Below are 13148 nucleotides of genomic sequence, written 5' to 3' on the forward strand. Positions count from 1 at the left end.
CCCGCCGCGGTCACAGCGTGGATTCGACCGACGGCGCCGAACCGGGCTCGCCGGACGACGCCCACGTCGCGGCGGTGGACGGGTCGTTGAACGCCTCTACCTCGATATCCTCGACGTCTATCGTCCGTTTGAGAAATCGCCGCTTCGAACGCTCGCCGACGACGGCGAAGCGCTCGACGCCGCGGGCCACGGCGATCTGCGCCGACTCCCGGAGCGCCCGCCGGCCGGCGTCCGAACACGGCCGACTCGTCCGCACGATAATCACGACGGCGTCGACCTGGTCGGGGGTGGCCACGTTCCGCCACCGATCGAGCAGCGCCTCGCTGGCGGCGGGACTCAGCCCGGTTCCGTGCGGGAACTCGACGAGAAGGACGTCCCCCTCGACCCGCAGCAGCCAGCGCTCGCTCGGTTCCATGCCACCAGCTATCATATTCTCGATTATAAATCCGCGGCCCAAAATATCAGAGTTAGTAACTGGTCGCGGCGTCAGAGCGACGGGCACCCGTCGCCGAGAGGCGGACGAACGCGTTCACGGGCCGAACGGAGCGAGGAACCACTCCGTTTCTCGTCGAGAGAACCGCCGGCGGCGTCCGCGCCGTCTTACTTACCTCTCCGCTGATGGGTCTGATCCCGACGACGGCGCGGGCGAAGTGCGCCGCGTCCCGTCGTCGACGCGTCACTCCTCGTCTGCGTCGAGCGTCTCCGCGGTCTCGACGTCGAGCGCCTCGACGACCGCGGTCGCGAGCGCCTCGAAGGACGCTTCGTCCGGGACGACGTCGACTTCGATCCCCCTGTCGGCGGCCGTCTCGGCCGTCGGCGGTCCGATGACTCCGACGACCGCGTCCGCCAGTCCCGCTCGCGCCTCGTCGCGAACCCCGCGGTCGGCGGCCGCCGCGAGGAAGTTCTCGACGGTCAGCGAGGAGGTGAACGCGACCGCGGCGAGGTCGCCGGCCGCGGCCAACTCCGCCGAGTCGCCCGCGTCGGTCGGCCGCGAGAGCCGGTACAGCACCGTCTCGGTCACGTCGGCGCCGGCGTCGCGGAGCCCGTCGAGCAGGACGTCGCTGCCGTGGTCGGAGCGGGCGACGACGACGCGCGTGCCCGCGACGCGGTCCGCGAGCGCCGCGACGAGGCCCTCGGAGGTGTACTCGTCGGGGACGACGTCGACGGTCCAGCCGACCTCACTGGCCGCGGCGGCGGTCGCCGGGCCGATGGCGGCGAGGTCCGCGTCGCCGGGCTTCCAGCCCGCCTCGGCCGCCAGCTCGACCCCCGTCTTGCTCGTGAGGACGACGAGGGGCGCGTCGTCGGGGACGGCGCCGGTCGGCTCGACTTCGAGCATCGGGTCGGGCACCGGCTCCGCGCCGAGCGAGCGAAGCAGATCGACCGCCGCCTCGATCCGCTCGTCGTCGGGGCGGAAGACGGCCACTCTCGGGGGGCCGCCGTCGCTCACGCGCCGTCACCTCGACGGTCGTCTCCGTCCCCGTCGGCCTCTCCTCCCTCGTTCGCGGACTGGACGGGCGCCGAGCCGGCGTTCTCGAGGAAGGTCACGACGCGATCGCGGGTCGCGGCCACGTCGCCGATCACCGTGATCGCGGGCGGTTCGATCTCCGCCTCGTCGCGCGCGTCGACGATGGTGTCGAGCGTGCCGGTCGCGACGCGCATGTCGGGCCAGGTGGCGCGTTCGACCAGGGCGACCGGGGTGTCGCCGTCGAGCCCCGCGTCGCGGAGTTCGGCGGTGTACGCCGGGAGCTTTCCGACGCCCATCAGCACGACGATCGTTCCGCCGGTCGCCGCGAGCGCGTCCCAATTCACGGCGGACTCGTCTTTCGTCGGGTCCTCGTGGCCGGTGACGAACGAGACCGACGAGGCGTGGTCGCGGTGGGTCACCGGGATGCCGGCGACCGCAGGCCCGGCGATCGCCGAGGTGACGCCGGGCACGACCTCGAACGGGACCCCCGCCTCGGCGAGGTGTTCCGCCTCCTCGCCGCCGCGGCCGAAGACGAACGGGTCACCGCCCTTCAGCCGGACGACGCGGTTGCCGTCCTCCGCCAGCTCGACCATGCGCCGGTTGGTGTACTCCTGTGGCGTCCACTCGCCGCCGGCGCGTTTCCCCACGTCCTCGCGTTTCGCCTCGGGGATCTCGCCGAGGATCTCCGGGCCAGGAAGCTTGTCGTGGAGGACAACGTCGGCCGACTCGATCAGGCGCTTCGCCTTGATCGTGAGGAGGTCCGGGTCGCCCGGCCCGGAGCCGACGAGAAAGACGGTGCCGACGCCGTCGTCGCGTCGGCGGGTCGGCGGCTCGTCCGCGCCGGCTCCCGGGCCGGCACCCGTCCCGCCCTCAGTCATCGGCCCCCGCCTCCGATTCCGACTCCTCGCGGGCCTCGGCGATCAGGTCGGCGGCGCCGCGGTCAGCGAGATCCGCGGCGAACTCCGCGGCCGCCGTCGCGTGCGACCGGATCGGCAGGTCGCGGGTGTCGGCCACCTCCTCGGTCCCGTCCGTCGACAGCACCCGCGCCCGGACGTGGACGTGTTCGCCCTTGACGAGCGCGGAGACGCCGATCGGCGCGATACAGCCGCCGTTGAGTTCGCTCAGCACCGTTCGCTCGGCCGTGACGGCAACGCGGGTCCGCGGGTGGTCGACCGCCTCGCGGACCGTCTCGATCACGTCGGGGTCGCTCGCGGTGACGGCGATGGCTCCCTGCCCCGCCGCGGGGACGAACTCCTCGCGCGGGAGTCGCGTGGTCTCGACCTCGTGGAACAGGTTCGAACGCCGGAGCCCCGCTTCCGCGAGGACGACCGCGTCGTACTCGGTCTCGACTCTCCGCTCCATCGCGGCGCGTTCGAGGTCCGACAGCGAGTCGAACCACTCCTCGACGCTCTCGTCGAACTCCTCGTCGACTTCCTCGCCCTCGTCTTCGTCCGCGTCGGTCTCGGCGTCGTCGGCATCGTCCCCGTCACCCTCCGCGGTCAGCGCGCCGGCCTCGCCGGAGGCGATCAGCCGCCGCTCGTGTTCCGCCTGGAGCCCGGGGGCGAGCAGCTTCTCCAGCCGCGTGTCGACGTTTCCGCGGATCGGCTCGACGGTGAGGTCGGGCCTCGCGGCTCGGATCTGCGCGCCGCGGCGGAGCGAGCCGGTCCCGACGACGGCGCCGGACGGGAGGTCGTCGATGCCGAGCCCGTCCGGGTGAACGACCACGTCTCCCGAGGGGGCGCGCTCGGGGACGCCCGCGACGACGAGGTCGTCCATCTCCTCGGTCGGGAGGTCCTTCAGCGAGTGGACCGCGAGGTCGGCGTCGCCGGCGAGTACCTCTTCGTCGAGGGCGCGCACGAACGCGCCGGTCTTTCCGAGGCGGTGGATCAGTTCGTCGGGGATCTGGTCGCCGCGCGTCTCCACCTGCCGGAGTTCCACGTCGCGGCGCCGGCTCGACAGCGCGTCGCGGACGGTCTCGGCCTGTCGGAGGGCCAGGTCCGACCCGCGGGTAGCGAGCCTGAGCGTTTCGGTCATACGCGGACTCAGGCCCCCGCGTTCAAAAGCGCACCAGTTCGGTCGCCTCGGCCACCGCTACGGCGACGTGCTCGTCCGACCCTGTGCGCCGGGCCTACGGCTTCCGAGGCAACTCCCGCCACGGTCACGCCCCCTTTATCACTCCGCCCCGAAGCGACGGGCGAGATGACACGCGCGAGCGCCGGGGCGCGGCTCCACTTCGGCTTCTGTAACCTCAGCCTCTCGCACGAGCGCCTCTACGGCGCCCTCGGGGTCAGTCTCGCGGACCCGCGGGTCGTCGTCGACGCTGAGCCGGCCGACGGCGTGACGGTCTCGGTCGCGGACGTCGCGGGCGGCGCGGGCGGCCGGGGAGGCTCGGAGCGTGGCGCCCCGGACGGCTCCGGCGACTCGGACGCGGCCACGATCGCCGCCGACGCGCGCGAGTACGCCCGGTTCGCGGTCGAGGCGCTCGGGGTCGACGGCGCCCGCGTCACGGTCCGCGAGTCGCTCCCGCGACACGCCGGGCTCGGCAGCGGGACCCAGCTCGCGGCGGCGACGCTCGCGGCGGTCGCGAGCGCCCACGGCGAACCGGCTCGGGTCAGGGAGCGGGCGCCGACGATGGGGCGCGGCGGCCGCTCGGGGATCGGCGTCGCGACGTTCGAGGCGGGCGGGTTCGTCCTCGACGCCGGCCACCCGACCGCGCGGTTCACCACCGACAGACCGGCCGACGGCGAGTGGACGGTTCCGCCGGTCGCCGCGCGCCACGCGGTGCCGGACGACTGGCGGTTCCTCCTCGTCGAACCGGCCGCGGAGCCGGGGCGGAGCGGGGCCGCCGAGGACGACGCGATGCGGACCGCGGTCGAGCGCGCGGACCCCGGGCTCGCCGATCGGATCGGCGGGATCGTCACCCGACGTGTCCTCCCGGCCGTCGCGACCGGGAACGCCGAGGCGTTCGGCGCTGCGGTCGCCGAGATCGGTCGGCTCAACGGCGCATGGTACGCCGACGAGCAGGGCGGCGTGTACCGCCCGCCGGTCGGCGACGTGGTGGCCTCGCTGTCGGAGCAGTCGGCGGTGTTCGGCGCGGGTCAGTCCTCGTGGGGACCGACGGTCTACGGCGTCACCGACGCCGCGAACGCGGACGCGGCGGCCGCGGCCGGGGAGCGAGCCCTCGACGAGGCGGGCGTCGCCGGGTCGGTCTCGGTGGTCCGAGCGGCGAACGGGGGAGCGCGGGTGACGACGGGCGGCGACGAGGGGTAACACTAAGCCCCGCCACCACCCGGTGTGTGACATGTCGAGTCTACCGTTCGGAGTCGCGCGCCTCGACTCGATCCTCGGGGGCGGGGCGCCGCCGGGCAGCGTCGTGCTGCTCGCGGGCGAGTCCGGCGCGGGCGCCCGAGAGTTCTGTTACACCAGTGCGGCGATGAACGCGTTGGCGCGCGCCGACGAGGAGCTGTTCGACCTCTACTACGGCGACATCGACCCCGGCGCCGAGCTTCCGGAGTCGGTCCACTACATCTCTTTCACCGCCGACACCGGCGCTATCACTCGGGAGATGGAGTACACGATGGCCGACGAGATAGTCGACGCCGCGGTCGACGAGATATCGTTTCGTGACCTCTCGCCCGAGTACTTCCAGCTGTCGCCGGTGCCGCGAGACTGGTACGAGACCGAGACGACCTCGATAACGGAGCTCGGCGACCGCGGCGAGTACGAGGACGTACTCACCGCCTTCGGAGACTACCTCTCCGAGCACGGACGAGGCAGCCTCGTCTGTATCGACTCGGTGACCGACCTCGTCTCGATGGTTTCGGACGACACCGAGTGGAGCGACGTCGCCATGGTGATGAAGGGGCTGAAGAAGGCCGCCTACGAGTGGGACGCGCTCGTGCTCGTGCTGGTGAACGTCGACTCCATCAGCGACCGCGAGTTCGGCACCCTGATGGACGCGGCCGGCGGGACCTTCCAATTCAGCTGGGAGAGCGGCGGCTCACAGCGGGCCCGGACGATGTTCGTTCGCGAGTTCCGCGGCGTCCTCTCCCGGCTGGAGGCGGAGAACATCGTTCGCTTCGAGACCGAGATCCACGAGGGCGGATTCGACATCAGCGACGTTCGCAAGATCCGGTAGCGGGCGCTCCGGGCTCCGGTCGGGTCGCCGCCGAGTATCGATTCGGAGAACGGCGCGACAGGTTACTTAACCCTCGCCACTTAACGTCGCACAGATGACGGAGGAACCGCGATGAGTGACCTCGACCCGGTGGCCTCTCTCGACGCGGCCGCCGATGAGGCCGGCGTGACCCGTGAGGAACTCCTCAAGCGCGCTATCGTCGCGCTCGCGGAGTCCGAGGGGGTCGACGTCCCCGACGCCGATGAGGTCGCGGCCATCGAATCGCGGCTCGACGACCTCGACGAGGAGCTAGACGAGAAGGTCGGCGACCTCCGCGAGCGGTTCATCGACCTCTACCGCGAGGTCGAGTCGCTCGAATCGGCCGACGCGGGCGCGGCGAGCGAAACCGCGGACGAGACCGCGGCTCGTCTCGACGAACTCGCCGACGAACTCGAGGGGGTCTCGTCCCGTCTGGACCGCCTCGACGCGACGGCGGCCGACGCCGCGTCCGCGGACCGCGTCGACGACCTCGGCGATCGGATCGAGGCGATCGACGCGCGCCTCGACGGACTGGACGTGGTCGGCGACCGGCTCGACGGCGTCGACGAGCGCGTCGACGCAGTCGGCGGCCGAGTCGACGAGATGGACCGGCGAGTCGCGAGCGTCGAGTCCGACCTCGACGAGATATCCACGGAGGGGCTGACCGAGGTCGACGACAAGCTCTCGCGGGTCGCGAACGCGGTCGTCAAGGTCAAACGCCGGCTCGAAGCGGCCGAGCGCGACCGCGCGGACCGGGAGCGCGTGGACGCGCTGACCCGCACCGCGAACCGGCACGGCGTGCGGAGCGCGGACTGCGACCACTGCGGCGGCGGCGTCGAACTGGGGCTGCTGTCGACGCCGGAGTGCCCCCACTGCGGACACCGGTTCGAAGATCTAGAGCCGAACACGGGCTTTCTCGGCACGTCGCGACTGCTCGTCGGGGACCGCCCGGCGATCGACGGCGACGTCTCCGATGACGGCGCGGAGGCCCGAGACCCGACCGACACGAACAACGCCGCCGCGAGCGACGGCGGCGCGGACGGCGACCGCCGATGAGCGACGACGAGCCGGACGACGAGTTCGAAGCGCCCGACTCGGACGAGGTCGACGACCCCTTCGCGGCGCTCGGCGACGGGGTCGACGACGGCGATCTAGGTGACGAAACCGGCCTCGAGGAAACCGGCTTCGACGATGGCGACGACTCGGACGACCTCGGCCTCGGCCGATCGACGGACGCCGCCGATCGGGCGGACCCGGCGCCGGCCGCGACCGACGAGGACCCGTTCGCCGAACTGGACGCCGACGCCGGCGACGCGGACGGAGGCGATCCCTTCGAGTCGATGGAGGTCGGCGACGTGGGCGATGAGGACGTGTGGGACGCGCTCGACGAGGAGGGCTCGGTCGGCGCCGACGCGGGGACGTTCGACGACCACGAGGCCGGCGCGGCCGCCGACGCGTCGACTCGGTTCCCCGGGGCGGCGGGGCCCCCGGAGGCCGGCGACGAACGCGTGATCGACAAGCGGAGCTACTGCCAGCAGTGCCCGCACTTCGCGGAGCCGCCGGAGACGGCGTGTACCCACGAGGGGACCGATATCGTCGAGTCGGTCGACTTCTCGCGGTTCCGGGTCCGGAACTGTCCGATCGTCGAGGCCAACGACCCCGCGTTCGACGGCGAGTAACCGGAAGCGGTTTCTCGCAAGCGTTCCCGTAGGTCCGAGCGATTGCTGAACACGTTCAAGCGCGCTCGGACGAAAGGGCGCGCGTCTCGTGATACGGCCCGCATCGAAGGGGAGTCGGTCGGTCGAGTTCGGGTCGGGAGCCGTCACCGGCGCGGTAGGGGATTCGATTACGGTCGTCCCGCTCGTCGTCGCGCTGGCGCTGCTGACGGACGTGTCGCTGCCGCACGCGCTCGCCGCGTTCGGCGCGTTCCAGATCGTCTGGGGAGTTCGGTACGGACTGCCGGTGTCCGTCGAGCCGATGAAGGCGCTGGCCGCGCTCGCCATCGCGGGCGCGCTCACCTACGCCGAACTCGCGCTCGCCGGCGTGATCCTCGGTGTCGCCCTTCTCGCGATCGGACTGACGGGGACGCTCGCGCGCGTCGAGCGCTGGATCGGCGAGCCGGTCGTCCGCGGGGTCCAGTTTGCGGTGGGGCTCGTCCTCTTCGAGACCGGGGTCGGACTCGCGGTCGACGACCCGGCGGTGGCGCTCGTCGGCGTCGCAATCGCCGCCGCGCTCGCGCTCGCGGGGCACGGGAAAGCGAGCGCGCTGGTCGTCGCCGCCGTCGGGGTCGCGAGCGCGCTGGTCGTCGCCGGGTTGCCGACGCCGCGACTGCCCGGCACGCCGCCGACGCCGGCGTTCGGGTCGGCCCCCACGCGCGCCACGCTCGACGGCGTCGTCGCGCAGTTGGCGATGACCATCGGGAACGCCGCGCTGGCGACCGCGCTCCTCTTCTCGGACCTGCTCGACGCCGAGGTCACGCCCGACGAACTGTCGACGAGCATGGGCGTGACGAACCTGATCGCGGTGCCGCTCGGCGGGATTCCCATGTGTCACGGCTGCGACGGCGTGGCCGGCAAGCACGCGTTCGGCGCGCGCACCGGCGGCGCGAACGTCGTGTTGGGCGTCGGCTACCTCGCGGCCGCCATGTTCGCCACGCCCGCGGTGATCGCGGCGTTCCCGCTGGCGATGCTCGGCGCGCTGCTCGCGGTCGTCGCCGTCTCGCTCGCGCGCAACGTCACCGACTCCGGGAACCGCGCGCTCTCGGTCGGGATCGGGCTGCTCGCGCTGGCGACGAACCTCGGCGTCGCGTTCCTCGTCGGGATCGCCGCACACCTCGCGTGGGAGCGGATCGGCGGATAACGGGTCAGTGGGAGGAGACCAGTTATAAACAGGATGCGGTGGCGTGTGCCTGCGAGCGGCCGCTAGGCCGCGAGCCAGCACGCGCGAGGGAGTCGGCCGACCGAAGGGAGGCCGACGAGGCTGGGGAGGCGTGAGGTGCGGTGCTGTGCGGGGCGGCCCTCGCGGCTGGGGCTTTGGAGGAGTTCTCCGCCGATCTACTGACACCCATTCATAAGCAATCGGCTGGGGCTTTGGCGGTGTTCGCCGGCGATTACCCGACGACACCGAGATCTCGGGATACGAATCCATCACCTCACGCGACGTATTCGACCGTACCCGCCGAACCTAAACCGCTCAACCACGTACCGAACGAGTATATGCAGTTCTGTGACGACTGCGGCTCGATGATGGTCTCTCGCGACGGAGAGATGGTGTGCCAAAACGACGACTGCGGCGCCACGACCGAGCGCGACGAGACGCTCGCCGCCGCCTTCGAGTCGACGACGGAACAGACCGGCGACGAGGTGATCGAGACGGAGGAGGGGGCCAACTTCGAGGGGAAACCGACCGCCACCGACGTCGTCTGCGACGAGTGCGGTCACGGCGAGGCGTGGTACACGATCAAACAGACCGGCGCCGCCGACGAGCCGCCGACCCGCTTTTTCAAGTGTAAGGAGTGCGGCCGCCGCTGGCGGGGGTACAACTGACGCCGATGGCCGGCAACGGGCGCACGAGCCGGACGCCGCAGGCCCTCCTCACACTCGCGGTGACGCTTCCGGCCGCGTTCCTCCTCGGCCGCGCGCTGGGGTTCTGGCGGCTCCGGCTCGCCGTCGGCAAACTGCTCGCGCTGCTGCCGGACGAGGGGGCCCCGGACCACGTCCGGGTGTTACCGCCGCCGGCCGACGAGTACGCCGGGACGCTCCCGACGACGCCGGCCGAGACCCGCGACCGGCTCCCCGAACACGGCTTCTCGGAGCTGGTCCGAGCGTACTTCCACGCGTACGAGCGCGACGGCGACCTGATTCACGAGGTCGGCAGCTTCGTCCACCGCCCGGAGGGGCTCACCGGCGACTGGCAGGTCCACGTCCGGCTGTTCCCCGCCCCTGACGGCTCGACCGAGGTGTGGGCCCACTGGGAGCGGAACCCGTACGTGGCGCCGCTGGCGCATCTCAGGATGGAGGGGTACGACCCGGCCCGCGGCGAGCGGATGGCGGCGGAGCTGATCGACGACCTCCGGTGAGCGCCCCCGCCCCAGTTCGAGCATCTCCGAGCCCCTCCGACTCCCTGATGAACCCCTCTCATTCCTCTTTTTCGACCGCACCGAGAGCAGCGCAAAGATAGTCGAATGTGACGTAGCGGTCCGGTGCGCGCGACGCCATCGCCCGGGTCGAACCCGAAGTCGCCCCCGATCGAGTCATTCGGTGTCAGTGTGAATGTCAACTATCACCATAGCAGTTCCGTCAGCCGATTTATCTGAATCGGTCGAGATTAAGGGCGTAAATCCGGCCCAAACACGACTGAATTCCGCTGTAGCGTTTGGCCGGTTCATAGGGCTCGACGAGAGAGGTCGGGGCACGATGAACACCGAACGCATCGCACTGGTCGCGGTCACGCTGGCGCTCGTCGTCGGCGGGGTCGCGACGCTGCTCGCACCGACCGTCGTCTCCGGCCCCGGGGGCGCCCCCGGGCAGGCGTCGGCGACCACCGTCGTCACCGACGGCGGACTCGGATCGCTGTTCGGGGTCGCGCTCTGGGGCGTGACGCTCCTGTTCGGCGCGACGGCGCTCGTCTGGTTCGTGCTCACGACCGTCGTGGGCGCGGGCCACGAGACGCCGCCGAACGAGTACGGCCTCGACGAGGTACAGGTCCGGATCATGACCGTCGACGCCGCCGAGGTCGTTCAGGAGACGGTCGACTCGCTCCCCGACGGGCTCGACGACGTTCACGTGATCGCGGAGTCACCCATCGACGCGCGCGGGGCGACGGTTCACGCCGTCCCGGACGAGTTCTCGTGTCACGCGGTCCGGAAGGGCCGCGCACAGGAGTGGGCGCGGCAGGCGCTGGACTGTCGGAAGGAGTTCGTCCTCTACCTCGACGAGGACAGCGTCGTCGAGTCGTTCGACGGCCTTCCTGACGCTGACATCGTCCAGCTGCGCGAGAAGCCGCGTCGCACGGACTCGAACCTCAGCTACCTCGCCGACGTCTACCGGATGGGCGTCCAGCTCGAACAGCGCGCGTTCGCGCGGCTCTCGATCCCGCTTTTCGCCTGGGGCGGCGGCATCGCCGTCCGCACCGAGGTCGAAGAGCGGACGACGTGGGACCGCGAGACGCTGGTCGAGGACACCGCCTTCGTCTGGGCGGCCTTCCGTGAGCTCGACGTGACGTTCGCGCTGTCGGACGCGGTCTGTCGCAACGAGGCGCCCCCCTCGCTGTACGAGATCCTCCAGCAGCGCCGCCGCTGGGCGGCCGGAAACGTTCAGGCGTCGGCGATGCTGCCGCTGCGCTACGAGCTGTTGACGCGGGTCCGCAACTACGCGTGGGCGCTCTCGCCGATCGTCACCCTGCTCGTCGTCCCGCTGTCGCTGCTCAGCGTGACCATCGTCTACAGCGGCCTCTTCTTCGCCGCGTCGATGGGACTGGCGCTGTGTACCCTCGGGTGGTTCCTGCTCGGCGTCCACTACTACGGCGACGACCACCGTCACTGGGCGCTCGCGGTCCCGCTCGCGCCGCTCATCACCGTCGTTCACTCGATGGGGACGGTCGCGGGCATCCTCAACCCGCCGGAGACGTTCCGGGTGACGACGAAGGTCGGGAGCGACTGATCCCGCCGCGAGGCGGCCCTGATCCGCGTTCGCGGACCGAACTCACGAGTCGCCGCGCAGTCGCGGGGCGAAGAACTCGGCGACCGCTTCTCCCGCGCGCCCCGCTCGGCCGACGAAGAAGTGGTCCGACTCGAACGCGACCGTCTCGACGCCCAGTTCGGTCGCCCGCTCGACGACGGGCTCCCAGTCGGCGGTCGAGTCGCGGGTCGCGTACAGCACGCGAACCGGCACCCCGTGGTCGACGACCTCGCCGAGCGCTTCGACCGCGTCGACGTCGGGGTTCAGCCGCGCGGTCGGGGCGAGCGCGCAGACGCCTGCGAGACCGGGTCGCGACGCGGCCGTAACGAGCGCGACCGTCCCCCCGAACGAGAAGCCGAACAGCCCGACGCGGTCGTAGCGGTCGCGCGCCCACCTCACCGCCTCGTCCGCGTCGGTGGTCTCCCCGTAGCCCTCGTCCCAGTCCCCGTAGTCGAACCGGAGGCAGTCGATCCCGCGGTCGGTCAGGGCGTCGCTCACGGCCGTGAGGCGCTCGTCGCCGCGGTGGCCCCGCTGTTGCGGGTGCGGCGGACAGGCGACGACGACCGCGTCGGCGCGGGAGCCGTTCCCGGTGGCGTCGCCACCGCCGTCGCTCGCGGCGGTGTCGAGGGTGGCGCGCACGTCGCGGCCGCCGGGAATCAGGACGGTGTCGCTCACGGGTGTGGTGGCGTCTCGTCCGGCCCGCTCAGGGCACCTGCGTCACGCGGTCGACGTTGCCGAGGGCCGCGAGGTCGTCCGCGAGCGCCTCTTGATCGACGTCCGCCTCGTAATAGAACACGAGGTCGAAGGCGCCGTCGCGGAGCAGCTGCTGGCACTCCCAGACGAACGACTCGTCGTCGAGGGTCAGCCCTTGGAACTGGTTCGACGCGAACTCCGTGTCGTCGTTGCCCGCTTCGATGTACGTCTCGCCCTTCTCCGCGTGGTCGGCGATGACCTCGTTGGCGGCGACCGTCAGCTCGTGCATCTCGAGGTCCTGTTGGCCGTCGAGGTCCGTGTGGACGATACAGCCCGCCAGCTCGATGTCGCCGGGCTCAAGCAGGGCTTTGGTGCGGGCGTACAGGTCCGCGTCGACGGTCTCGCTCATACCCGATCTTTCCCGCTCCCGTAATAAACGGGTGACGGTTCCCGCGGCGGGCCGGAACGAGGTCCCGCAAACACGGAGCGCGAATTCACGGTCCACTTCGTCCGATTCGGTGACCGCCTGCTTCACCGGCGCAGTACGAGCGGGAGAGACCGACTCCTACTCTCTGCGGCGTCGTGGACCACCGAGACGAAACGCTCCGTGTCCAGTGCACTCATGGCGACCCACACTGTAGTCCGTTCGTATGCCTGACAGCGTTCTCGTCGCGTTCGACGGATCTCCTCCCTCCGAGCGTGCCCTCACATACGCTGTCGAGAACTTCCTGAACGCGACCATCGTCGCGACGTACGTCATCAACCCGATTGACTCGATAGCGGACGTCGAGTCCGGCGGTCTCCCCGTCGCCGAAGGGTGGTACGACGACGCCCAAGAGCGAGCAACTGCCATCCAGACGACTGCCAGAACTCTCGCAGCAGATCACGATATCGAACTCGAGACTGTCACCGGAGTCGGGAAACCGGCACGAGAGATCGTCAGATACGCTGAGGAACACGACATCGATCAGATCGTCATGGGAAGCCACGGCCGATCAGGCGTCGGCCGTGCGATCCTCGGGAGCGTCGCCGAGGCCGTTACCCGCCGAGCACGGATTCCGGTGACGATCGTCCGATGACCCGTTTCGACCGGCGAAGCGGTATCAACACAACAGGTGCGCTGTCGATGAAAATACCGGTCCATAGACGACCAGAC

15 protein-coding genes are annotated in these 13148 nt (G+C 70.9%); 9 read left to right on the forward strand and 6 right to left on the reverse strand.

The features are described 5' to 3' along the window. Window positions 1-10: 10 nt before the first annotated feature. The 4 genes from ACZ5KW_RS06865 to hemC all read right to left on the reverse strand — a co-directional run bounded on the left by ACZ5KW_RS06865 (window position 11) and on the right by hemC (window position 3499). Window positions 11-415, reverse strand: a complete 405-nt coding sequence (locus tag ACZ5KW_RS06865) for a hypothetical protein (RefSeq protein WP_343779892.1) — start codon at window positions 413-415, stop codon at window positions 11-13. Window positions 416-676: 261 nt separating this feature from the next. Continuing rightward, entirely contained in the window at window positions 677-1447 is a 771-nt protein-coding gene (locus tag ACZ5KW_RS06870) for a uroporphyrinogen-III synthase (protein ID WP_343779893.1), read from the reverse strand. After that, window positions 1444-2343, reverse strand: coding sequence for a uroporphyrinogen-III C-methyltransferase (cobA, locus tag ACZ5KW_RS06875; protein ID WP_343779895.1), 900 nt, complete (start codon window positions 2341-2343; stop codon window positions 1444-1446). The genes ACZ5KW_RS06870 and cobA overlap by 4 nt, the downstream gene beginning before the upstream one ends. Continuing rightward, window positions 2336-3499, reverse strand: coding sequence for a hydroxymethylbilane synthase (gene hemC / locus ACZ5KW_RS06880; RefSeq protein ID WP_343779898.1), 1164 nt, complete (start codon window positions 3497-3499; stop codon window positions 2336-2338). The genes cobA and hemC overlap by 8 nt, the downstream gene beginning before the upstream one ends. Before the next feature lie 165 nt (window positions 3500-3664). On the opposite strand from hemC, the gene ACZ5KW_RS06885 reads away from it, so the two are divergent. The 8 genes from ACZ5KW_RS06885 to ACZ5KW_RS06920 all read left to right on the forward strand — a co-directional run bounded on the left by ACZ5KW_RS06885 (window position 3665) and on the right by ACZ5KW_RS06920 (window position 11281). Next, a complete protein-coding gene (locus ACZ5KW_RS06885) occupies window positions 3665-4735 on the forward strand; it encodes a beta-ribofuranosylaminobenzene 5'-phosphate synthase family protein (protein ID WP_343779900.1) in 1071 nt (356 codons plus the stop codon). Window positions 4736-4766: 31 nt separating this feature from the next. Then, entirely contained in the window at window positions 4767-5603 is an 837-nt protein-coding gene (locus ACZ5KW_RS06890) for an RAD55 family ATPase (RefSeq protein ID WP_343779902.1), read from the forward strand. 111 nt (window positions 5604-5714) lie between these two features. Further along, a complete protein-coding gene (locus ACZ5KW_RS06895; protein ID WP_343779904.1) occupies window positions 5715-6677 on the forward strand; it encodes a hypothetical protein in 963 nt (320 codons plus the stop codon). Next, a complete protein-coding gene (locus ACZ5KW_RS06900; RefSeq protein ID WP_343779906.1) occupies window positions 6674-7300 on the forward strand; it encodes a DUF8135 domain-containing protein in 627 nt (208 codons plus the stop codon). The genes ACZ5KW_RS06895 and ACZ5KW_RS06900 overlap by 4 nt, the downstream gene beginning before the upstream one ends. An 88-nt stretch (window positions 7301-7388) precedes the next feature. Further along, entirely contained in the window at window positions 7389-8480 is a 1092-nt protein-coding gene (locus ACZ5KW_RS06905; protein WP_343779908.1) for a putative sulfate/molybdate transporter, read from the forward strand. Between the two features lie 356 nt (window positions 8481-8836). Then, window positions 8837-9166 (forward strand): transcription factor S, encoded by a 330-nt coding sequence (locus ACZ5KW_RS06910; protein ID WP_343779910.1) that lies wholly within the window; start codon window positions 8837-8839, stop codon window positions 9164-9166. A gap of 5 nt (window positions 9167-9171) precedes the next feature. Then, complete coding sequence (locus tag ACZ5KW_RS06915; RefSeq protein WP_343779912.1) at window positions 9172-9699, forward strand: hypothetical protein; 528 nt, start codon at window positions 9172-9174, stop codon at window positions 9697-9699. A 337-nt stretch (window positions 9700-10036) separates the two neighbouring features. Beyond that, the gene (locus ACZ5KW_RS06920; protein ID WP_343779914.1) at window positions 10037-11281 is read left to right on the forward strand and encodes a glycosyltransferase family 2 protein; all 1245 of its coding nucleotides are present in this window, start codon (window positions 10037-10039) and stop codon (window positions 11279-11281) included. A gap of 42 nt (window positions 11282-11323) precedes the next feature. Here ACZ5KW_RS06920 and ACZ5KW_RS06925 read toward each other — a convergent pair whose 3' ends face one another. After that, window positions 11324-11974: a CocE/NonD family hydrolase gene (locus ACZ5KW_RS06925; protein WP_343779915.1), complete on the reverse strand. Its 651-nt coding sequence runs from the start codon at window positions 11972-11974 to the stop codon at window positions 11324-11326. 28 nt (window positions 11975-12002) lie between these two features. After that, window positions 12003-12401 (reverse strand): DUF5778 family protein, encoded by a 399-nt coding sequence (locus tag ACZ5KW_RS06930; protein WP_343779916.1) that lies wholly within the window; start codon window positions 12399-12401, stop codon window positions 12003-12005. 241 nt (window positions 12402-12642) lie between these two features. On the opposite strand from ACZ5KW_RS06930, the gene ACZ5KW_RS06935 reads away from it, so the two are divergent. Next, window positions 12643-13071 carry a universal stress protein gene (locus tag ACZ5KW_RS06935; protein ID WP_343779919.1) on the forward strand — a complete coding sequence of 143 codons (429 nt, stop codon included), beginning with the start codon at window positions 12643-12645 and terminating at the stop codon, window positions 13069-13071. Window positions 13072-13148 lie beyond the last annotated feature (77 nt).

Source organism: Halorubrum ejinorense (assembly GCF_055389685.1).

Bases quoted from the DNA above. Each gene is read 5' to 3' on its own strand.
- ACZ5KW_RS06865 (WP_343779892.1), bottom strand. From the start codon at position 415: ATGGAACCGAGCGAGCGCTGGCTGCTGCGGGTCGAGGGGGACGTCCTT.
- cobA (WP_343779895.1), bottom strand. From the start codon at position 2,343: ATGACTGAGGGCGGGACGGGTGCCGGCCCGGGAGCCGGCGCGGACGAG.
- hemC (WP_343779898.1), bottom strand. From the start codon at position 3,499: ATGACCGAAACGCTCAGGCTCGCTACCCGCGGGTCGGACCTGGCCCTC.
- ACZ5KW_RS06885 (WP_343779900.1), top strand. From the start codon at position 3,665: ATGACACGCGCGAGCGCCGGGGCGCGGCTCCACTTCGGCTTCTGTAAC.
- ACZ5KW_RS06890 (WP_343779902.1), top strand. From the start codon at position 4,767: ATGTCGAGTCTACCGTTCGGAGTCGCGCGCCTCGACTCGATCCTCGGG.
- ACZ5KW_RS06895 (WP_343779904.1), top strand. From the start codon at position 5,715: ATGAGTGACCTCGACCCGGTGGCCTCTCTCGACGCGGCCGCCGATGAG.
- ACZ5KW_RS06900 (WP_343779906.1), top strand. From the start codon at position 6,674: ATGAGCGACGACGAGCCGGACGACGAGTTCGAAGCGCCCGACTCGGAC.
- ACZ5KW_RS06910 (WP_343779910.1), top strand. From the start codon at position 8,837: ATGCAGTTCTGTGACGACTGCGGCTCGATGATGGTCTCTCGCGACGGA.
- ACZ5KW_RS06915 (WP_343779912.1), top strand. From the start codon at position 9,172: ATGGCCGGCAACGGGCGCACGAGCCGGACGCCGCAGGCCCTCCTCACA.
- ACZ5KW_RS06920 (WP_343779914.1), top strand. From the start codon at position 10,037: ATGAACACCGAACGCATCGCACTGGTCGCGGTCACGCTGGCGCTCGTC.
- ACZ5KW_RS06930 (WP_343779916.1), bottom strand. From the start codon at position 12,401: ATGAGCGAGACCGTCGACGCGGACCTGTACGCCCGCACCAAAGCCCTG.
- ACZ5KW_RS06935 (WP_343779919.1), top strand. From the start codon at position 12,643: ATGCCTGACAGCGTTCTCGTCGCGTTCGACGGATCTCCTCCCTCCGAG.